This window comes from Algoriphagus antarcticus, from assembly GCF_002150685.1.
In the GTDB taxonomy this organism is placed as follows: Bacteria; Bacteroidota; Bacteroidia; order Cytophagales; family Cyclobacteriaceae; genus Algoriphagus; species Algoriphagus antarcticus.
Genome location: NZ_MSSW01000080.1, coordinates 21,643 through 40,786, shown reverse-complemented (window position 1 = coordinate 40,786; position 19,144 = coordinate 21,643). Strand labels below are relative to the sequence as shown.

Genomic DNA, 19,144 nt, shown 5'->3' with positions numbered 1-19,144 from the left:
GCGTACATACAGAATAAAAAAAAAGAGTATAGACGGTTCTATTATTAAGCTGGATTAATTTAGCTTAGCATAAATTTGATGGAATTGCATTTTAAACATGAAAAAAAGGATTAGAAATACAATTTTATGGATTAAGTCAAAATTTTTACTAATTGCGCCTGGTAAATCTGCCGTAAAAGGAGCGGCAATAGGTTTAATTTTTCTTACGGTCTCCTTGGTACTTATGAATTCCATATTATTCACTTTTGAAATAGGGGATCCTTGGTATTTACTTTTCGGGCTGGTTATTATAATTGTTGCCGTTTTACTTGGACTACTTGGGTCATGGTTGATCAAGGAAATTTCTTTTATTCCAAGGATCTATAGGGTTGCATTAATTATGTCTGGGCCTTTATTGTTTTTGATTGTTAATGAACAACTTGTTCTCGTTGCTGGACTTATTTTAATCTCATCCTTACTGGGAGCAGCTTATTATATTTTCATAAAATCTCGTTTTTCTGCCTTGAAGATTCCCAAAAAAGTAATTGTAATATTCGGGTTGTTTATTGGACTTATCGGATTGGGAGCATCGGTTTATTTTTATTCGCTAACGGGTTTGGATGTAGATCCCATTGAAAATGCGGCGCTACTTTCTACTTATAAAATAGCTGCGATCCTTGGGAAATCACCTGCAGAACCTGGCCGATACGTCGTTAAAAAGTTTACTTATGGTAGTGGAAAGGATAAACATCGACCCGAATTTGCAGATAAGGTTACCTATAATTTTATAACAGATTCAGTCAATGGAGTAGCTTTTTTGGATAATTGGAAAGGGTTTTCTGGTTGGTGGAGGGAGAAATACTGGGGTTTTGATGATAAATCTCTGCCTATTAACGGGCGCGTTTGGTATCCCCAAGGACAAGGGCCGTTTCCTCTGGTGCTTATAGTCCACGGTAACCACAGCATGCAAGATTATTCAGATCTTGGTTACGATTATTTGGGCGAGTTGCTTGCTTCCAGGGGGATGATATTAGCATCGGTTGACGAGAATTTTATCAACAGTTCTTGGACGGATATTAAGGGAAGGTTGGAAAAAGAGAACGACGCTAGAGGTTGGTTGTTATTAGAACATCTTAAAGTATGGCACAAATGGAATTCTAAATCAGATCATCCTTTTTATAAAAAAATAGATACTACGAAGATTGCGCTGATTGGCCATTCACGTGGCGGAGAAGCTGTAGCCCATGCCGCAATGCTTAATGAATTGGAATACTATCCAGATGATGCCAATGTCAAACTGGGATATCATTTCAATATTAAGTCAATTATAGCCATAGCTCCAGTAGATGGACAATATGAGCCAGGTGACACGAGAACAAAGCTTAAAGACATTAATTACTTTGTGATCCATGGAGCTCAGGATGCAGATGTGTCTTCCTACTTGGGATCAATGCAATATGAGCGAATCAGTTTTCAGGATTCAAGCTATCATTTCAAGTCCGGACTTTACGTCTATGGAGCCAATCATGGACAATTCAATACTTCTTGGGGAAAAAATGACACCGGAAATCCTTTTACGGGTTTATTAAATCTCCAACAACAGCTGACAGATTCCACCCAGCAAGAGATTGCCAAAGTCTATATTTCAGCGTTTCTGGAAGCTACTTTACTAAACAAAAAGGAATATTTGCCACTATTTATCGATGCCAGAAAAGGGGGAAATTGGTTACCAGAGACCATCTACCTAAGTCAGTTTGAGGATTCAAATCTGAAAACAATAGCAAACTTTGACGAAGACTTCGATGTGAGTACCACTTCTACTGATTCGGGAAGTATACAATCTGACAACCTGAGCGTGTGGAGAGAATCAGAAATCCAATTGAAATGGGGTAAGAAAGGATCACGCGCAGCTTATTTGGGTTGGAATTATGAATTGGAGGATAGTTTGAAGGATGAAAAAGCAATAGATTTTGTGTCAGATTCATTAATTGCCAGCTACAGTTTGAACTTCGATACTACGGCTTTCCAGCTTGATTCAGCAAGTGTTTTGATGTTCTCGATGGCAGAATCAACCGAAGGTTCCAATCCTAAATCTTCTGGTAAATGGATTAACGAACCTAATAAAAATAACAAAGAAGAAAACGTAGAAACAGATAAGGCAAACTCTACGGAAGAAACTTTAAATAGTAAAAAAAAGAAAGAGGATGAATCGGAAGAAAAGAAAGCAGAAAAACCCTTGGATTTCACCATTCATTTGGTGGATTCGGCTGGTCAATCCATCGAATTTTTACTAAGCGAATTTTCTCCTTTGCAACGGCAAATATCAGTTACTATCTGGAAATCCGATTTCATTATAGGTGACAGTCAGTCAGAAACTGTCTTCCAGACTTTCTCATTTAATTTGGGGAAACTTGCAAAACAAAATTCAAGCTTTCAACCTACACAGATCAAAACCATAAAGTTTGTCTTCGACCAAAGTCCTTCAGGCGTAGTGGTTGTGGACAACATCGGTTTTGGCCGTGAATTCAATAAATAGCTGAATGCTGTGTCTGTCCGATCGCACGCTTCCAGGCTGAAAGGAATTTGAGGATAATTCTCTTAGGAATAAGAAGGCTTTGACTTCCTATCTTACGGAAGAGGCGGACGCCCAGCCTCACAAAGACTAGTCTTTATTCACAGTTGTAGTATCAGGTTTTGCTACAGGGGTACTTTTAGGAAAAAACCCTTTTAGCAGCTTCTTTGCCTCATCCACAGCTTTGTCCTTGGCGACGTCCACTTGCTTCTCAAGTTGCTTCTTTGCGCTGTCCTGAGCAATCTCAGATTTTGCCTTAAGTACTTGCTTCATGCTGTCTTGAGCTGCGTTAAACTGCTCCGTTGCCTTTGTTTGTAGCCCTTGTGCTTCCCCACTTACTCTCGCTTTTAGTGCATTTGCCAGCAAAGACTCTATGCTACTACCACCGGCAAGGGATATTTTCGGTGAGTTATAAGTTCCAGAAAGATTCAATGCAAGCGGAATTGTGCTGTTCTCATCCATCTCCGTCCCAGTGATGCTGGCCAAAAGGGAATTTGCCTGAGCACCAAACTTTCCAGCAGGAACCAGCATATTTATCAGGTAATTAATCGAGCCATCAAAACCAGCGGTTCCTTGGATATTGGCTTGGTAATCCCAAAGTTTCACATCAAACGGCTTAACGTCCATCACTCCATTTTCAATAGTAATCGGAATGGAAACATTTTTCAATTGAAGCGTATTGACGTCTTTGAGTTTGGTCAGGCTGGTGATTCCTTCGAGGATTTTGCTGTCTTTCAAGGCTGTCTCGGCTACTTTTAGCAAACCTTTACCATCTAGACTAGCAAGTAAAGGCATCATATCCTGACCGAGTTTTCCTGAGAAATTAAGATTGGAATTGAATTTACCTGTTAGATTCTGTGCAATCGGAGCAAAAGCTTTTATAGTATTGAAAGATTTAAAAGCCTCAGAAATGCTAAGCTCAGCAATATTCAAATTGAAGTTGAATGCTGGAGCAGTCAGATCACTAGGATCATATTTTCCGTCTAATGCGATCATGCCTCCCATGGTTTTCATAGATGCATCGGAAAAGCTCAACACACCATCTTTTAAGGACATATTTCCTTTCACTTCCTTGAGATTCAAATTATCATACAAAACTTCATTTGCCGCAACAGACATGTTGAAATCAATGTTTTTTGGAAGCTCAATGACCGAAAGCTCCGTACTTGTCGTATCAGCGGATGCATCTTCACTCATCCATTCATTCACATTAAACCTAGTGCTGTTCATGGTCAGTTGTCCTTTCAGCGTGCCATTTTCACCCAAGAAATATTCCATGTAATTGGAAAGTGAGCCTGTGGCTTGAAGTGGACTTTCACCGATTTTAGAGTCGAACTCTGTCAGATTAATTCGCTCTGGAGTGAATTCCGCTTTGGCTTTTGCGATCTGAATTCCTTGTGGGATATCTGTGGAAGAATACTTGAAATTGCTGATATCCATAGATCCGCGAGTTTCCAGTTGGTTGTACTGCTTGGCTTCCACAGCTGCATATGATCCTTTGGTGTTGATATCAGCTTGTATGCGGCCTTCCATAGTCATATCATTCATTGGGAAAATGGCCAGAATCTTTTTCAAATCCACTCCGCCTTTGATTTCTCCATCCCAGATTAGCTTTTCAAAATCTCGGATTTTCATGTTACCGTTGATAGCTTCACCTTCAAGTTCGAAACCAAACTGGCTCAGGTCTACAAGAAAATCCGTCATACTGCCACTAGGGTTTTGGACTGATGCGTTGACGTTTAATTTTTCTATTGGCGCTGGGTATTCCGAGCTTTTCACATAGCCATTAGCCAAAAGTAATTTAGCGTCAATTGCAGGAATAATACCTGCAACGGAATCATATCTACCTTTAGCAGTGGCATCCACGTTCAGATTTCCCTTCAATGCTATTCCTTCAATTGGGAAAATAGAGGTCAATTCTTCCAGATCCAATTTTCCTTTCAGCGCTGCATCAATCGTGTAGTTGACCAAGTCAGATAGGTACAATTTTCCTGAGATCGGATTGCTACCAAAGTCTAGATTGAAGGTGGGTATGGAGACGGAAGTATTATCTATGTTGTCCGTATCGTTTTTGACTTGCAGGTCAATGTTTACGTTTTTCACAGGTCTTGGCAGATCAGGATATTGGAACATCCCATCCGCCACTTTCAAGGAAATATCAAAAGACGGAATTTTATCGTCATTGTATATACCCTTAATTTTTCCAGTAAAATCCATCGTCCCGGAAGTTTTCAAACTGGAAAAACTCTCTGAATAAATCCCCGGAACCAACGACAAAATACTTTTGAATTCATTGTTTATTCCTTCGATGTTGAAATCCATCTCCATGTCGTCGCCTGGCATTGCGAGGTATCCATTTAGATTAAAAAGAAAGTCATTCAACTGGAAATTACCTTCTCCCAACGTGAATTTCATGTTCTCCATATCAATGTTTAGGAGTGTTTCTCCCTTGAAAGTTTTGTTGGAAATGTAGCTGATGTCATCATATGTAATGTCTGCGATCAAAGCATCCATTTCGATCGGAAGATCATAGACATCTGCAGTGAATTCACCGGATCCTTTGGCATTTACTCCTCCCAAAGCCATGAAATAATTAAGTTGTCTATCGTCGTAAACGACATTTAAATTGCTGATTTCCATCTCATCGACACCGATTTGAAAATTGCTCTCAGTGGAGTCTTCGGCTACCTCTTCTGAAGGAAAAGTGATGTCATAGTTGGCTGTACCATCTTCCAAGACTTTGATATAAACGTTTCCACCATTCAAATGCACTCCAGTCAAAGTTGGATAATCATCAAAAAGGACAGATTTAAGGTTGAAATCTATAGCTAGCTCCTGAAGAGAAACCAGGGTGTCGTTTTCAAATGGAGCATTTCCCACAATATCAAAATCCTTGATTCTGGCAGAGACATTGGGGAACCTTCTGAAGAGGCTTAAGCTCACATTATCTACGTCGTAAATAACCTTGGCATTCACAGATTGGGCAATTTCTTTGTCAATCCTTGCAGCGATTTTGTCCTTAAAGAGAAACGGAACAGCCACTGCGGCAGCTATCAGAAATATAAATACACCTAGAATGATGATCAGGGTCTTTTTCATATATGGGTTTTATTAAGCGGATAAGTAAATTAGCTTGGAATATATAGTTTCCAGACAGACTTAGGTACGTATTGGTTACCAATTAGAGCCTAAATAGTAACAAGATTTAAGCCGCTTTGGTATTTGATTTAGTTTGGTGGAATTTCCTTTGATCTATTTTCAAGAGGAATGTGTTTTTAGAAAGACCATAATATCAAGAAGCTATCAACAATGAACTTCAGGTTCCGGAAAATTATCAGGCTGTCATGCCCTATTTGATTCTTAAAGATGCTGCCTCTTTTATCAAGTTTGCTGAGGAAGTTTTTGATGCAAAAGTAGCATTGAAAGAGATGCGAGACGAGAATATAATTATGCATGCGGAGATCAAAATCGGAGATAGCACTCTGATGATAGCTGAAGCTACTGCCGATTATGACCCGCAGAACGCTGGACTTTTTGTATATGTCAAAGATGCAGATGCAGCTTTCGCGAATGCAATGTAGTTAGGATCTGAGAAGGTTGTAGAGGTCTCAAATCAGCCGTATGGACGAAGTGGAGGGGTTAAAGATCCATTCGGGAATACTTGGTGGATCACTTCTGTAATTTAAGATCCTGGGAAAGAGATTCCTTTGACCCTGCGATAGAGATTTAGCGCATATTTATCTGTCATTCCTGAAATAAAATCCACCAAACTTCGAAGCAACGGATACGGATTGACTTCCGCTCCCCAACCCTTCAGCGGGAAATCCTCGGGCAACAAACGAAGTATGCTTTTGTCCTGACCAGAGAATTTCTCCGGATCATAAAACTGGTGATAAAGTGCTTTGGAAAATACTTCCAACAAGCCTTCCAGGACCTGGAATCCAGCGGCTTCTTTCTCCAAAACAATCTTAGACCTGTAGATTTTTTGAATGGAAACGTCGGTGATTTTCTGTAAGGCTTTGGCAGAAGGAATGATATCAGTAAGGGCTTTGTCAAAATTCCCTTTACACATACTTTCCTCATAGTTTGCGAATACATCCACACATTCACCGATTAATTCTCCGATGGCTAAGGCACGGAGAGCACCAAGGTTTTGCGCTTCAGTTCTAGGTTCTTTCAGTTTTTTCGGATCAAACTTATCCTTCAAAATTGGAGCAAGAAGCTTCACCGTTTCCTCAAAACCTACCAAACCAAGCGTGCAGCCATCTTCCAGATCGATGATAGAGTAGCAAATATCGTCAGCGGCTTCTACCAGGAATGCCAGCGGATGTCTGAACCAGCATTCTGGGCTGGATTTTTCCATCCCCAAGACTGCACCCATTTGCTCGAAATCTGCTATTTGATTTATAAAGAAGCCGTATTTTTTCTGACTTCTACGGGCGATATCCCGCTGTGCAATCATGCTTGGACGAGGATATTTGGTAAATGCAGCCAAAGTAGCATAGGTGAGTTTCAGCCCAAATTGCTTGGAAACGAGCATTCTAAAGCCTTGAGCATTTCCTTCGAAATTTTGCAAATCAGCTAGTTGTTCTGTACGTACGTGAGACTCCCAGCATTTTCCCGCAGGGTGGAATTTGAAGAAATCAGAAATTGCCTCCTCTCCTGCGTGACCAAAAGGTGGATTTCCTATATCATGCGTCAAAGCTGCAGCAGCCACAATTGCCCCTATTTCAAATGGCGTAATACCAGTTTTGGTCAGCTGTGGATATTTTTCTAGGAGCATTTCCCCAGCTGATTTCCCCAGAGATCTTCCCACACTGGAAACTTCCAGGCTATGCGTAAGTCGTGTATGCACGAAAGCCTGCTCGGGCAATGGGAATACCTGCGTTTTATCCTGAAGATTTCGAAAGGGTGAAGAAAAAATAATTCGATCGTAATCTACTTCAAACTCACTTCTAGCCACTTGTGTAGGTATAAACCCCGGACTGTCCCCAAATCTGCCTCGGGATAAAAGGCGTTCCCATTTCATCATGCCCAAAAATAGGAAGCTATTCAGACAATCAGTTAGTATTTGAGATTTTTGACAACTTAAAGGGTGCGTTTTTCGAATCCTATGTAGATTTACTTGATTTCCCGGTTTGAAAAGATTTGGACTAAATTTACCCTGTGAAAAAACTGCATTTTTATCTAATTCCCATTATCTGTGTGTTAATCTTCTCATCCTGTGAAGATCCGGATTCTAGTCCAAAGGCACTTTTAAATCTCATTTTGGTGGACAGCCCTGCCAAATGGGATTCTGTTTTCGTAGAGATTGAAGGAGTGGATATCGAAGTTTTGGTAGAGGGCAGAGAGACGCAGAGCCAGACTTTTTTCTTAGAATATAAATCTGGGGATAAGCGCGTAAAAGTGAGTGAATTGGTTGGTGGGAATCAATTGCTTTTAGGTAGAAACGAATTACCTACCGGGCAGATTATCAGTGCCAAAATCATCTTGGGTGACAATCACTCTATGTTTTTGGATGAGAAAAATTATGTTTTGGCGCTTTCTGATCCAACGTTTAATGAAATTAATTTGACCACGTCGATAGATATCGAGCAAGGGATATCCTACGATATTATATTGGATTTAGATCTTGAAAAGTCAATCAAGCAAGTTTCCGAATCTCCGCTTACTTATAATTTGGATCCATTTTTTACTCTGATTAAAGGAACTGGTACAGGTCAAATTAGTGGCATTCTAAAACCTTTGGCACTTTACCCTGCCATCTATTTAAGCGATGGAAAGGACAGCGTTTCCACTCATGTAGATGCTTCCGGGAATTTTAATTTCCAAGCTCCGGAAGGATCCTACCGCATTTACTTCGATGCCAAGGACGATCTTTACCTAGACACTATCTTCGATATAGACGTTGTTGCGCGAGAGGTTTCTGTTCTCAAGCAAATCACATTTAAGAAAAAGCCTTGATGATTTCCGACGAGCTATACATGCTAAGATCCCTTGAACTGGCTGAGTTTGGTAGGGGAAAAGTAAGTCCAAATCCCATGGTGGGTTGCGTGATCGTTCATCAGGACAGGATTATTGGCGAAGGCTACCACCAGGAATACGGCAAAGCACATGCAGAAGTCAATGCAGTCAATGCTGTGAAAAACCAAGAATTACTGGCTGAAGCCACCGTTTATGTGACGTTGGAACCTTGTTCTCACTTCGGCAAAACACCCCCTTGTGCTAATTTGTTGGTAGAGAAAAAGGTCAAGAAGGTAGTAATTGCTGCTTTTGACACCAATCCATTAGTAGGAGGAAAAGGGATTCAGATTCTGAAGGATGCGGGTATTGAAGTGGAAACAGGTCTTTTAGAACAAAAAGCTCGGATTCAAAACAAACGCTTTTTCACCCAGATCGAAAAGAAGCGACCTTATGTCATTTTGAAATGGGCGCAGACGCTGGATGGCTTTGTGGCTAGAGAGGACTTTTCTTCCAAGTGGATCACCAATGCTTCCAGCCGTCAACTAGTCCACAAATGGAGAGCTGAAGAAGATGCGATAATGGTGGGAAAAAACACTGCCAAATACGATGATCCAGCTTTGAATGTAAGAGATTGGGTCGGCAAAAACCCACTCAGATTGGTTATTGATAGCAAGTTGGAGCTTCCCAATTCACTCAAACTGTTTGATGAAGCAGTGCCTACGATTTGCTATAATACACAGAAAGCTGAAGTGAGAGGAACGCTTGAATATGTCAAATTGATCCCTAATTTTCAGATTAGGGATATTTTGGAAGATCTTTACAAGCGAAACATTCAAAGTGTAATTATCGAAGGAGGGAGTTATTCATTGAATAAATTTTTGGCATCCGAACTATGGGACGAAGCGCGTGTGTTTACAAGCAGTAACAAATTTGGTAGCGGAATAGCAGCTCCTGTTCCTCCTACCCCTGTTTCCGAGACAATAGAAATCTTGGAAGATACCTTAAGAATTTATCATCATGTCTGAAAATCTATACATTCCTGAGTTGGCTACAAAAGCCGAAAAATACGGAGCAATTTTGCCGCAAATCGAAGCCTTGATCTCTGGCGAACCTGACCTTTATGCAAATCTTGCCAATATTTCCGCGGCGCTAAAAGAGGCTTTTGACTTCTTTTGGGTTGGGTTTTATCTGGTCAAAGAGAATCAGTTAGTACTTGGTCCTTTTCAGGGACCGATTGCTTGCACTAGGATTTCTTTGGGAAAAGGCGTTTGCGGTACGGCTTGCCAAGAAGGCAAAACTATGTTGGTTCCTGATGTGGATGCTTTCCCAGGTCATATCGCCTGCAGTTCTGCTTCCAAGTCTGAGATTGTAGTCCCTGTTTTTAGAGGGGAACAAGTCGCCATGGTACTCGATGTGGATTCCGATCAATTGGATGATTTTGATGCCGTGGATCAGGAGTATTTGGAGAGGTTGATGGGGGTGTTGGGGAGTCAGCTTTGATTTTGTTTGATATCTGATAGATAGCTATAATTCTATATGAATAAGACTTTGATAATACTGCTTTTCATATCTTTTCCACTATTAGTTTTTGGCCAGGATATCGAATCAATTTTCGTTCAGGTTATGCTCTCAGATGAGCCACCGACCAAGTATGGTCCTCAGGTTTTCGAAATTGCCTTTGTTTCAGAAGGCTCTAAATCTCTCAGTGCCGATTATTACACAAACCAATACAAGAAAAAAAAGAAAGTTAAACTTCAAGAACCAATTGTAATCGAATCCCAACAACTTGAAAAGTTCAACAATTGGGTATCGACAAAAAAATCTGAATTTTTGTTGGATGAGTTGGGTGTTGATATTTCCAATTTAGGCTTACCAAACTCATCGTATAAAACTACATTCAAAATAGAAGAAGAAAAAATTAGAATAGATTCTTTCAACATCTGTAAAGGATGGCAAAATTTAAGAACCTTTTCAACTGGCGGTTTTTCTGTTAAAGTCCAAATGATGAAAGATGGCGATTCGTCTGAAATATTGAACTTCCATTCTAATGACATTGGAATGTTTAAATTGGATCTACAATCCCTTTTGATAATCCAGCCGATACTTCAAAGTAAAATTCCAGAAGAGATGGGAACTGATGGACTATTCGACAAAGAATCGCTAATAGAATTGTTGAACTATTATTATAAGACTGTTGAATGTGAAGGGTATTATTATGATGAATTTATCGAGCAGAATCCTGAAAGAACAAAAGCAGAGAATAGGATAATGGTTGGCTGGAATTTTACCGAATACATGAATCAAAGAAATAAATAATAGTCAAGCTTTTATCCGTTCCTCTCTTAGTTCTATTTGAGGTGATCTGAGCGAATTCAAGGCCCGCTTGAAAAAACACCAAAGTTAATCAAATGAAGGTAACAGTTAATTATAGCGAAGATTTACAAGAGTTGTTGTCAGTAGATTCTGCTGAATATTTGGGCGAATTTAGAATCAAGATCATATTTTCTGATAGAGTGGAGAGCGTTGTAGATTTTCAGGGGTTTCTTGAAAAGTCATCACATCCTGAGATTAAAAAATATTTGGATCAAAAACTTTTTGCTGACTTTGAGGTGATTGATGGAAATATTAACTGGAACAATTACGACTTGATTTTCCCTATTTCCAGTTTGCGAAAGGGAGAAATTTAGTCTGGAAACCCTTTCAAAGTTTCCTTCACTTATTAAGGAATTACTCAATCCCCACAATTTCTACTATTTTTGTATATGTCTGATAAAGATAAAATTGTAAAAGGAATTGTGGACTTAGCTACAGCTAAGTATCCCGATTCAGAACTGTACCTTTTCGGTTCTCAGACTGATGGTTCTGCTAAAAGCCTCTCAGATTGGGATATACTTTTGTTGTTCGATTCTGACATTGTTCCTTTAGAAAAAGAACTCGAAATAATGGATGATTTTTATGAGCTGGAACTTCGCACAGGTGCAGTTATCTCACCTATAATATATTCTAAAAGTGTCTGGGATAAGACGCGATCCTTTACGCCTTTATTTAAGAGAATAGCAAAGGGAGCAATTCGAATAAAATGAGTGCATCTAAATCCGACCTTGTTAAATACCGCTTAGCCCGTTCTCGCGAAACTTTTGATGATGCGTTACTTCTTGCGGAAAACAATAAGTGGAATTCGGCAATTAATAGACTTTATTATGCTGCTTTCTACGCAGTATCAGCATTAATCATCCTAAAAAATCAAGATTCCTACACTCACAATGGTGTAAAAACCGTGTTTTCTGCCCTATTTATAAAAACAGGGATAATCGATAAGGAGCATGGAAAAATATATTCTCAACTTTTCACTTGGAGGCAAAAAGGCGACTACGATGACCTATTTGACTTTGATAGAGAGACCGTATTTCCATATATAGAAAAAGTGAAAGCCTTAATTTCTGAAGTAGAAAAAGTTATTGGATAATTCGCTCACAAAACTCCCTCACCATTTTCAAAGTCTCCTCTTTTCGTTCGATCATTCCGACGTGACCTGTGTCTTCAAGTTCGAAGTAGTCGGTGATTGCTGATTTATGCTTTCGACTAGCATCGATTTTTACCGCGCCATCTAGTGTGCCAGCGATCATCAATTTTAGCCCTGAGAAATTCTCTAACACCTCAAATCGATCCTTGCGATCTCGCATCGCCTTGGTGAATGCGATTAATCCATCTAAGCTACAATTCTTTGCCTGGGCTATAGCTTGATTGATTTCATTAGCTAATTCATCTCTTCTTTCCTCAGGAAAAAGTGGTGGAACAAAAGAAGTTACGAAGGTATTTACACCGTGCTTTTTCAGAAAAATAACAGTGCGATCTCGCATTCCCTTTTTTTCTTCGTCATCCGCAAAAGCAGTGGAATGAAATAGTCCTACTGCTTTGAGTTTAGACCCCATGAGTTCTAGCAAAGCTAGCGTGACATATCCACCAAGGGAATGGCCAATGACGATAGGATCTTGGATATTATTTTCTTCCATCCACTCTTCCAAGAGAATAGCAACTTCCTCTAGCGAAATAGAATTTGAACTAATAGGAGATCCGCCACAACCTGGAAGGTCTGGACAAATCACTCTAAAATCAGTAGATAAAACTTCCGCAAAACCCCTCCACATCTCCCCAATTTCACAGAAACCATGAATCAGTACAACAGGCTGACCTTTACCTTTTTCAAAAAAATGAATAGCAGACATTTGTTTAAACTGTTTTGGAAACTTCAGCCATTTCTCTAACGGCTTCAGCTATACCTTCTGGATCAAAACCGCATTCTCTATGCAGCTCATCCTGTTCTCCATGCTCAATGATATCGTCAGGAATACCCAGACGCTTCACTTGAGATTGATACCCATGATCTATCATCCACTCGATCACAGCCGAACCAAATCCGCCCATCAGGCAACCATCCTCTACCGTGATTACCTTTTTGAATTTGCCAAAAATCTCATGAAGTAGCTCTGCATCTAGAGGTTTCACGAATCGCATATCGTATTGTGCTGGATTTAAACCCTCTTTTTCAAGTTTTTCGCAGGCTTCTACCGCATAGTTTCCAATGTGTCCAATCGTTAGGATTGCGATCTCTTCGCCTTCTTTTACGATTCTACCTTGGCCTAATGGAATCTTCTCAAACGGCGTTTTCCACTCTGGCATCACACCTTTACCTCTTGGATATCGGATAGAATATGGACCATTGTGAATCGAAGCCGAATACATCATGTTTCGCAGCTCTTCCTCATTCATAGGTGCTGACACCACTAGGTTGGGAATACAACGGAAGTATGCGATATCATAAGCACCGTGGTGTGTAGGTCCATCAGCGCCAGCAAATCCCGCTCTATCTAAACAAAATACAACGGGTAGATTTTGTAAACACACATCATGTACGACCTGATCGTATGCACGCTGCATGAAAGTAGAATAGATATTGCAGAAAGGAACGAGTCCTTGTGTAGCCAATCCAGCGGAGAAAGTCACGGCATGTTGCTCGGCAATTCCCACATCAAATGCCCGATTTGGCATCGCTTTCATCATAATATTCATAGACGAACCAGAAGGCATCGCTGGAGTCACGCCCATGATTCTATCGTCTAGCTCAGCCAATTCCACCAAGGTATGTCCAAAAACGTCCTGATATTTTGGAGCTTGTGGAGTAGTGGGAGTCGTTTTATATATTTCCCCAGTTACTTTATCAAATGCCCCCGGCGCATGCCAAGTCGTTTGATTACCTTTTTCTGCAGGGCCATATCCTTTCCCTTTCATCGTGACACAATGAAGGATTTTTGGTCCTGGAATGTCTTTCAGATCTTTCAGCACTTCTGCCAGATGATTGACATCATGGCCGTCAACCGGACCGAAGTATCGGAGATTTAATGATTCGAATAGATTGCTTTGATGAAGTAAAGTGGATTTGATTCCCCCTTCTACTTTGGAAATTACATCCTGAGCGCTTGTTCCAAACTTGCTCAGTTTGCCTAAAATCTTCCAAACCTCATCCTTTGCTTTGTTGTAGGTTTTTGAGGTAGTGATATCTGTTAAATAATCTTTCAGCGCACCGACATTTGGATCGATTGCCATGCAATTATCATTCAGGATGATCAACAAGTTTGTGTCTGCCACTCCTGCATGGTTCATGGCTTCGAACGCCATTCCACCAGTCATGGATCCATCACCGATCACAGCTACGTGCTGCTTTTTAGTAAGTCCTCTGTATTGCGAAGCTACGGCCATTCCCAATGCAGCAGAAATAGATGTGCTGGAATGACCTACTCCAAATGTATCGTATTCGCTTTCTTTTCTTTTAGGGAAACCTGAAAGGCCACCGTAAAGACGGTTGGTATGAAACCGTTCTCTTCTTTCTGTCAGAATTTTATGGCCATAAGCCTGATGCCCTACATCCCAGACTAACTGATCTTCTGGGGTATTAAGTACATAATGAAGGGCAACTGTAAGCTCAACTACTCCAAGACTAGCGCTAAAATGTCCTCCGTAAACAGATACATTATCAATAATGAACTGTCGAAGTTCATCGCAGATTTGTACTAGTTTTTCCTTCGGAAACTTTTTAAGGTCAGCGGGGCTATTTATTTGGGCTAATAATTCTCCTGGTTCAATCAGCATTTTACAGCGGTAATGTGGTCAAAGTAGAATAACAACAACTATGCTCCTTTGTTTTTCCGATCAAGTAATTTGGTCAAAAGGCGATTGCCTCTTTCTCCTGCCGTTTTCAATTAATTTAGCTTAATTGAATATCTTTGGCTACAAGGTGGCAAAATTAACCAATAATTTAGATATCCATTGAGTTTCGAAATCAAAATACCACTCTTCGAAGGTCCTTTTGACCTGATGCTCTTCTTCATCGAGCGTGATGAACTGGATATTTATGACATTCCTATTTCCAAGATTACCAATGACTTCCTAGATTATGTGCATCAGATGGAGCAATTGGAAATGGAACTCGCCAGTGATTTTATTCTCTTTGCAGCTACGCTGATGAAGATTAAATCTCGAATGCTTTTGCCAAGACCAGATCTTAATGAAGCTGGCGAGGAGATAGATCCTCGCGAGGAATTGATCAGGAATCTACTGGAATACAAAAAGTACAAGTCTGTCATCGAGGAGCTTTCCTCCATGGAAGCAGAAGAGATGTCAAAGCAAAAGCGAGGAAATATCGAGGCGGAATTGAAAGTACTTAGCAAAGTAGATGATGTGGATGCGGAAATGCAGGATATGGATTTGTATAAACTGCTGAAAGTTTTCCAGCGGACTATGGCCAAAATGGCATCACGTGTGGATGAAACAAAACACACCGTAATCCAGTATCCATATACTATTGCCCAGCAAAAAGACTTCGTCTTGGAGAAAATCAGTTTTAAGAAAAAAGTACCATTCGCTGAATTCATCAGCTACAAACCCGATAAAATTTTTGTGATTTATACCTTTCTAGCAATTTTAGAATTACTTCAACTTTCCTTGGTTACCATCGTCATAGGAGATGGTTTCAATAACTTTTGGGTGGAAAAGACTGAGCCAATAGTTGCTGTCTAGCGTATGAAATTGGATAACAAAAAGATTTTTCAGACACTCAATCCGAATAAAATTTGGGTGCCGGTAATCATTGGTCTTGCCATTGTATTCGGCATGTTTTACTTCGATCCATCGGTCAATAAGGATTCTCTGAGCGGGGTTTTTGACGCATCCATTCCCTGGATTATCGTTGCCATTTTTGTGATCTTATTTAGAGATGTGGGCTATGTGTATCGAATAAGGGAGATCACTGACAGGCAATTGACTTGGAAGCGCTCCATTTATGTCATCATCCTTTGGGAGTTTGCTTCTGCAGTGACGCCATCCGTGGTGGGAGGGACAGCAGTTGCTATTTTTATCTTGAACAAGGAAGGGATCAAACTCGGAAGAGCAGTTGCATACGTGATGGTGACCGCGATTTTGGATAACTTATTCTTTGTAATAGGTGCGCCTATTATTCTCTTTTTCGCTCAAGGATATATTTTTCCAGATAGTAAATTACTGGAAATACAACTTCAAAGTAGCCTCGAGGCTGTTTTCTGGATTTCTTACTCACTTTATGCTACTTACAGTTTAGTGATGGCTGCGGCATTGTTCTATAGACCTAGAGTCTTCAAGTGGGTTTTGATAAAGATTTTTTCGATCAAATGGCTGCGTAAATGGAAGCACGACGCACAGGAATATGGTAACCAGATCATTGAAGCTTCCAAAGAGCTTTCTGGCAAAAGATGGAATTATTGGTTGCCAATCACCCTAGTGACGATATTCATTTGGAGTTCCAGATATCTGATGCTGAATGCACTGATTTCCGCATTTGTGCCATTGTCAGCATATGATCATGTGATCGTTTTTGCTAGACAGGTCATCATGTGGATTGTGATGATGATCTCACCGACTCCTGGCAGTAGCGGAACAGCGGAGTTTTTCTTTGGTCAATTCTTTACTGAATTCTTGACAAATTATACCTTCGTTACGAGCATTTTGTGGAGACTTCTTTCTTACTATCCATATTTGATTTTGGGGGCATTTTTCCTTCCGCGCTGGGTGAAGCAGGTGTTTTTTAAGAAAAAGAAAATAAATCCGGAGCAAGATGTTTCAGGAAATTAGTCAAAAACAAATCGCTGAAATCACTGAAGGAAGTTTCCTGAGTGGAAAGGATGAGTTACTGGTTTCTCAAATTGCCATTGACTCCAGACAAATTCTTCATCCTGAAAAAACGCTTTTTGTGGCTCTGAGAGGAGCCAAAGCCGATGGTGCTGATTTCATCCCTCAGCTGGCAGAATTGGGAGTCAAGACATTCTTGGTTCATCTGGATTTTGATGCGTTAGGCATTCCTGATGTTTGTTTTATTAAAGTTTCAGATACACGGTGGGCACTTCAGCTGTTGGCTAAATATCAGCGAGAGCTATTTTCAAATCCAGTAGTAAGCATCGCGGGAAGCAATGGGAAAACAATTGTAAAGGAATGGCTAGGGCAGATTTTGGGACAAAAATATGCAGTGGCCAAAAGTCCAAAAAGTTATAATTCCCAAGTTGGTGTTCCGCTTTCGATCTTTGGAATAGAACCATATCATCAAGTAGCAATACTGGAAGCGGGAATCTCCAGAGCTGGTGAAATGGCCGCTTTGGAAGAAATGATCAAGCCGAACTTGGGGATTTTTACCAATCTGGGAACTGCACATCAGGAAGGATTTGATAATCTAGAATCTAAGCTCCAAGAGAAGCTATCTCTCTTTTCGGCTTCAAATTTCTTGATTTACTGCACTGATCAAAAAGAGGTTTCTATCCAAATTGAAAAACTTTTTTCTAAGGAAAAGCTAGTAGGATGGTCAGATCGGGCAGGAGCTGAATTTACCAGATCGGTAAAAGTGAAAGTAAATGGAGCGAGGTTGATTTTAATGAAAGCGGATCTCAGCACTCATACTTTTCAGGTGCCATTTACCGATGTGGCTTCCTTAGAAAATATAACTCATGTGATCGTAGCTGCGATGACGTTGGGACAAAATGCAGAGTCGATTCAGGAAGGAATTGCGCATCTGAAATCCGTAGACATGCGATTGACGCTGAAGCCGGGAATCAATGATTCGCTGCTGATCGACGACACCTATAATAATGACTTGGCCGGGTTGAAGGTTGCGATGGACTTTATGCAACAGCAGCGGCCTAAAAGACGAAAAATTCTGATTTTGTCGGATTTGCTTCAGCAAGGTTCACCAGAGAAAATTTACAGGGAAGTTGCTGAACTGATTAGGAAATATCAATTCGATCATCTGTATGGTGTGGGCAAGGAGATTTTCTTTTTGGAGAAGGAATTTCAAGAAACTTTTACAGGATTCAGTTCTACAGAAGAACTTTTGGCTAGTCTGGATCCTGAGACTTTTGCAAATGATATGATTTTGATCACTGGCGCTCGGGTTTTCAAATTTGAGGAAGTGGTCAATCGCCTTCAACAGCGAATCCATGGCACCACCTTAGAGATCAATCTCAATGCACTCACGCACAATTATAATTTCTATAAAAAGCAGCTTTCACCAAAAACCAAAGTAATGGTGATGGTGAAGGCATTTGCCTATGGTGGAGGTGCAGTGGAGATCGCCAACCAAATCCAGACTATGGGCGCGGATTACTTGGGAGTTGCTTTTTCGGATGAAGGCATTGCTTTGCGGAAGCAAGGCATCAAGCTTCCAATAATGGTTTTGAATGCCATGCAGGAATCCTTTGGACTTTGCAGCGAGTTTGATTTGGAGCCGGTAGTTTTTAGTCCAGAGTTTTTTGAGAGTCTCGCTTCTTGGTGTCTTATTCATCAGAAAAAAATGAGAATTCATCTCGATATGGATACTGGAATGCACAGATTGGGGTTTGAGAAAAAACAGTTAGAGCTATTGAAGGGCTTGATTCAGTCAAATCCACAATTGGAAATAGCTTCTATATATACCCACCTAGTCGGGGCTGATGAGGAAATCCATCGTGAATTTTCTTTGAGCCAACTGAAGAGTTTTGAGGGAATGAAAAATGAAGTGCTCGATATTCTTTCTTACCATCCGCTGATTCATGCGCTCAATTCTGCTGGAATAGTTGCTTTCCCAGAATTTCAATTTAGCATGGTAAGACTGGGGATTGGGTTGTATGGAGTTGAAGTGACTGGCAAGCATGAGTTGGCACTTCGGGCGATCAGCACGCTGAAAACTACAATTTCGCAGGTAAAAGAATTAGAAGCTGGCGAAACTGTCGGTTATTCCCGAAAGGGTGTTTTGCCTGCTGGTGGTACAATCGCAACCCTAGCGCTAGGTTATGCAGATGGCTACGACCGTAGATTCAGCAACGGAAAAGGCTATGTACTTATCCAGGGTCAAAAGGCTGCCGTCATCGGAAATGTCTGCATGGATATGTGCATGGTGGATGTGAGCGGGATGGACGTGAAGGCAGGAGATGAAGCCATCGTATATGGTGAGAAAATCTCTCTGAAAGAACTGGCAGATCAAATTGGAACGATTCCCTATGAGTTGCTGACAAATATCAGTACCCGTGTGAAGCGGGTATATTACCTCGACTAGCTTTGGTTTTAGCTTTTAAATTT

Annotated in this window: 16 protein-coding genes; 12 read left to right on the top strand and 4 right to left on the bottom strand. The window is 40.5% G+C overall.

From position 1 onward, the window contains the following. The first annotated feature begins 97 nt into the window (after nucleotides 1–97). Entirely contained in the window at nucleotides 98–2,515 is a 2,418-nt protein-coding gene (locus BVH04_RS21920; RefSeq protein WP_116116542.1) for a poly(ethylene terephthalate) hydrolase family protein, read from the top strand. A gap of 126 nt (nucleotides 2,516–2,641) precedes the next feature. Here the strand turns inward: BVH04_RS21920 and BVH04_RS21915 are convergent, their stop codons facing one another. Then, the gene (locus BVH04_RS21915; protein WP_086543597.1) at nucleotides 2,642–5,650 is read right to left on the bottom strand and encodes an AsmA-like C-terminal region-containing protein; all 3,009 of its coding nucleotides are present in this window, start codon (nucleotides 5,648–5,650) and stop codon (nucleotides 2,642–2,644) included. 245 nt (nucleotides 5,651–5,895) lie between these two features. Here BVH04_RS21915 and BVH04_RS21910 point away from each other — a divergent pair, with 245 nt between their 5' ends. Continuing rightward, nucleotides 5,896–6,132: a VOC family protein gene (locus BVH04_RS21910; protein ID WP_086543596.1), complete on the top strand. Its 237-nt coding sequence runs from the start codon at nucleotides 5,896–5,898 to the stop codon at nucleotides 6,130–6,132. A 101-nt stretch (nucleotides 6,133–6,233) separates the two neighbouring features. Here the strand turns inward: BVH04_RS21910 and dgt are convergent, their stop codons facing one another. Beyond that, nucleotides 6,234–7,580 carry a dGTP triphosphohydrolase gene (dgt, locus tag BVH04_RS21905; RefSeq protein ID WP_086543605.1) on the bottom strand — a complete coding sequence of 449 codons (1,347 nt, stop codon included), beginning with the start codon at nucleotides 7,578–7,580 and terminating at the stop codon, nucleotides 6,234–6,236. 137 nt (nucleotides 7,581–7,717) lie between these two features. Here dgt and BVH04_RS21900 point away from each other — a divergent pair, with 137 nt between their 5' ends. The 7 genes from BVH04_RS21900 to BVH04_RS21870 all read left to right on the top strand — a co-directional run bounded on the left by BVH04_RS21900 (nucleotide 7,718) and on the right by BVH04_RS21870 (nucleotide 11,981). After that, a complete protein-coding gene (locus BVH04_RS21900) occupies nucleotides 7,718–8,515 on the top strand; it encodes a DUF4382 domain-containing protein (RefSeq protein WP_169714483.1) in 798 nt (265 codons plus the stop codon). Continuing rightward, nucleotides 8,515–9,540 carry a bifunctional diaminohydroxyphosphoribosylaminopyrimidine deaminase/5-amino-6-(5-phosphoribosylamino)uracil reductase RibD gene (gene ribD / locus BVH04_RS21895; RefSeq protein ID WP_169714482.1) on the top strand — a complete coding sequence of 342 codons (1,026 nt, stop codon included), beginning with the start codon at nucleotides 8,515–8,517 and terminating at the stop codon, nucleotides 9,538–9,540. The genes BVH04_RS21900 and ribD overlap by 1 nt, the downstream gene beginning before the upstream one ends. After that, nucleotides 9,533–10,015 (top strand): GAF domain-containing protein, encoded by a 483-nt coding sequence (locus BVH04_RS21890; protein WP_086543594.1) that lies wholly within the window; start codon nucleotides 9,533–9,535, stop codon nucleotides 10,013–10,015. Before ribD ends, BVH04_RS21890 begins: the two co-directional genes overlap by 8 nt. Nucleotides 10,016–10,051: 36 nt before the next feature. After that, nucleotides 10,052–10,831: a hypothetical protein gene (locus tag BVH04_RS21885; RefSeq protein ID WP_086543593.1), complete on the top strand. Its 780-nt coding sequence runs from the start codon at nucleotides 10,052–10,054 to the stop codon at nucleotides 10,829–10,831. Between the two features lie 92 nt (nucleotides 10,832–10,923). Further along, on the top strand, nucleotides 10,924–11,202 hold the full coding sequence (locus BVH04_RS21880; RefSeq protein ID WP_086543592.1) for a DUF2442 domain-containing protein: 279 nt from the start codon (nucleotides 10,924–10,926) through the stop codon (nucleotides 11,200–11,202). Nucleotides 11,203–11,277: 75 nt separating this feature from the next. After that, a complete protein-coding gene (locus BVH04_RS21875; RefSeq protein ID WP_086543591.1) occupies nucleotides 11,278–11,598 on the top strand; it encodes a nucleotidyltransferase domain-containing protein in 321 nt (106 codons plus the stop codon). Next, nucleotides 11,595–11,981, top strand: coding sequence for a HEPN domain-containing protein (locus tag BVH04_RS21870; RefSeq protein WP_086543590.1), 387 nt, complete (start codon nucleotides 11,595–11,597; stop codon nucleotides 11,979–11,981). Before BVH04_RS21875 ends, BVH04_RS21870 begins: the two co-directional genes overlap by 4 nt. Here BVH04_RS21870 and BVH04_RS21865 read toward each other — a convergent pair. Both BVH04_RS21865 and dxs read right to left on the bottom strand, forming a co-directional pair. Further along, complete coding sequence (locus BVH04_RS21865; RefSeq protein WP_086543589.1) at nucleotides 11,971–12,741, bottom strand: alpha/beta fold hydrolase; 771 nt, start codon at nucleotides 12,739–12,741, stop codon at nucleotides 11,971–11,973. The genes BVH04_RS21870 and BVH04_RS21865 overlap by 11 nt on opposite strands. A gap of 4 nt (nucleotides 12,742–12,745) precedes the next feature. Then, nucleotides 12,746–14,662, bottom strand: coding sequence for a 1-deoxy-D-xylulose-5-phosphate synthase (gene dxs / locus BVH04_RS21860; protein ID WP_086543588.1), 1,917 nt, complete (start codon nucleotides 14,660–14,662; stop codon nucleotides 12,746–12,748). A 177-nt stretch (nucleotides 14,663–14,839) separates the two neighbouring features. On the opposite strand from dxs, the gene BVH04_RS21855 reads away from it, so the two are divergent. Genes BVH04_RS21855 through BVH04_RS21845 form a run of 3 tightly spaced genes read left to right on the top strand, consistent with a single transcriptional unit; the run spans nucleotide 14,840 to nucleotide 19,121 of the window. Continuing rightward, the gene (locus BVH04_RS21855) at nucleotides 14,840–15,589 is read left to right on the top strand and encodes a segregation and condensation protein A (protein ID WP_086543587.1); all 750 of its coding nucleotides are present in this window, start codon (nucleotides 14,840–14,842) and stop codon (nucleotides 15,587–15,589) included. A gap of 3 nt (nucleotides 15,590–15,592) precedes the next feature. Then, on the top strand, nucleotides 15,593–16,675 hold the full coding sequence (locus BVH04_RS21850) for a lysylphosphatidylglycerol synthase transmembrane domain-containing protein (RefSeq protein ID WP_086543586.1): 1,083 nt from the start codon (nucleotides 15,593–15,595) through the stop codon (nucleotides 16,673–16,675). Then, the gene (locus BVH04_RS21845; RefSeq protein WP_086543585.1) at nucleotides 16,659–19,121 is read left to right on the top strand and encodes a bifunctional UDP-N-acetylmuramoyl-tripeptide:D-alanyl-D-alanine ligase/alanine racemase; all 2,463 of its coding nucleotides are present in this window, start codon (nucleotides 16,659–16,661) and stop codon (nucleotides 19,119–19,121) included. The genes BVH04_RS21850 and BVH04_RS21845 overlap by 17 nt, the downstream gene beginning before the upstream one ends. Nucleotides 19,122–19,144 lie beyond the last annotated feature (23 nt).

Bases quoted from the DNA above. Each gene is read 5' to 3' on its own strand.
- BVH04_RS21885 (WP_086543593.1), top strand. From the start codon at position 10,052: ATGAATAAGACTTTGATAATACTGCTTTTCATATCTTTTCCACTATTA.
- BVH04_RS21870 (WP_086543590.1), top strand. From the start codon at position 11,595: ATGAGTGCATCTAAATCCGACCTTGTTAAATACCGCTTAGCCCGTTCT.
- BVH04_RS21845 (WP_086543585.1), top strand. From the start codon at position 16,659: ATGTTTCAGGAAATTAGTCAAAAACAAATCGCTGAAATCACTGAAGGA.
- dxs (WP_086543588.1), bottom strand. From the start codon at position 14,662: ATGCTGATTGAACCAGGAGAATTATTAGCCCAAATAAATAGCCCCGCT.
- BVH04_RS21850 (WP_086543586.1), top strand. From the start codon at position 15,593: ATGAAATTGGATAACAAAAAGATTTTTCAGACACTCAATCCGAATAAA.
- BVH04_RS21865 (WP_086543589.1), bottom strand. From the start codon at position 12,741: ATGTCTGCTATTCATTTTTTTGAAAAAGGTAAAGGTCAGCCTGTTGTA.
- BVH04_RS21890 (WP_086543594.1), top strand. From the start codon at position 9,533: ATGTCTGAAAATCTATACATTCCTGAGTTGGCTACAAAAGCCGAAAAA.
- BVH04_RS21880 (WP_086543592.1), top strand. From the start codon at position 10,924: ATGAAGGTAACAGTTAATTATAGCGAAGATTTACAAGAGTTGTTGTCA.
- BVH04_RS21920 (WP_116116542.1), top strand. From the start codon at position 98: ATGAAAAAAAGGATTAGAAATACAATTTTATGGATTAAGTCAAAATTT.
- ribD (WP_169714482.1), top strand. From the start codon at position 8,515: ATGATTTCCGACGAGCTATACATGCTAAGATCCCTTGAACTGGCTGAG.
- BVH04_RS21875 (WP_086543591.1), top strand. From the start codon at position 11,278: ATGTCTGATAAAGATAAAATTGTAAAAGGAATTGTGGACTTAGCTACA.
- BVH04_RS21915 (WP_086543597.1), bottom strand. From the start codon at position 5,650: ATGAAAAAGACCCTGATCATCATTCTAGGTGTATTTATATTTCTGATA.
- dgt (WP_086543605.1), bottom strand. From the start codon at position 7,580: ATGAAATGGGAACGCCTTTTATCCCGAGGCAGATTTGGGGACAGTCCG.
- BVH04_RS21910 (WP_086543596.1), top strand. From the start codon at position 5,896: ATGCCCTATTTGATTCTTAAAGATGCTGCCTCTTTTATCAAGTTTGCT.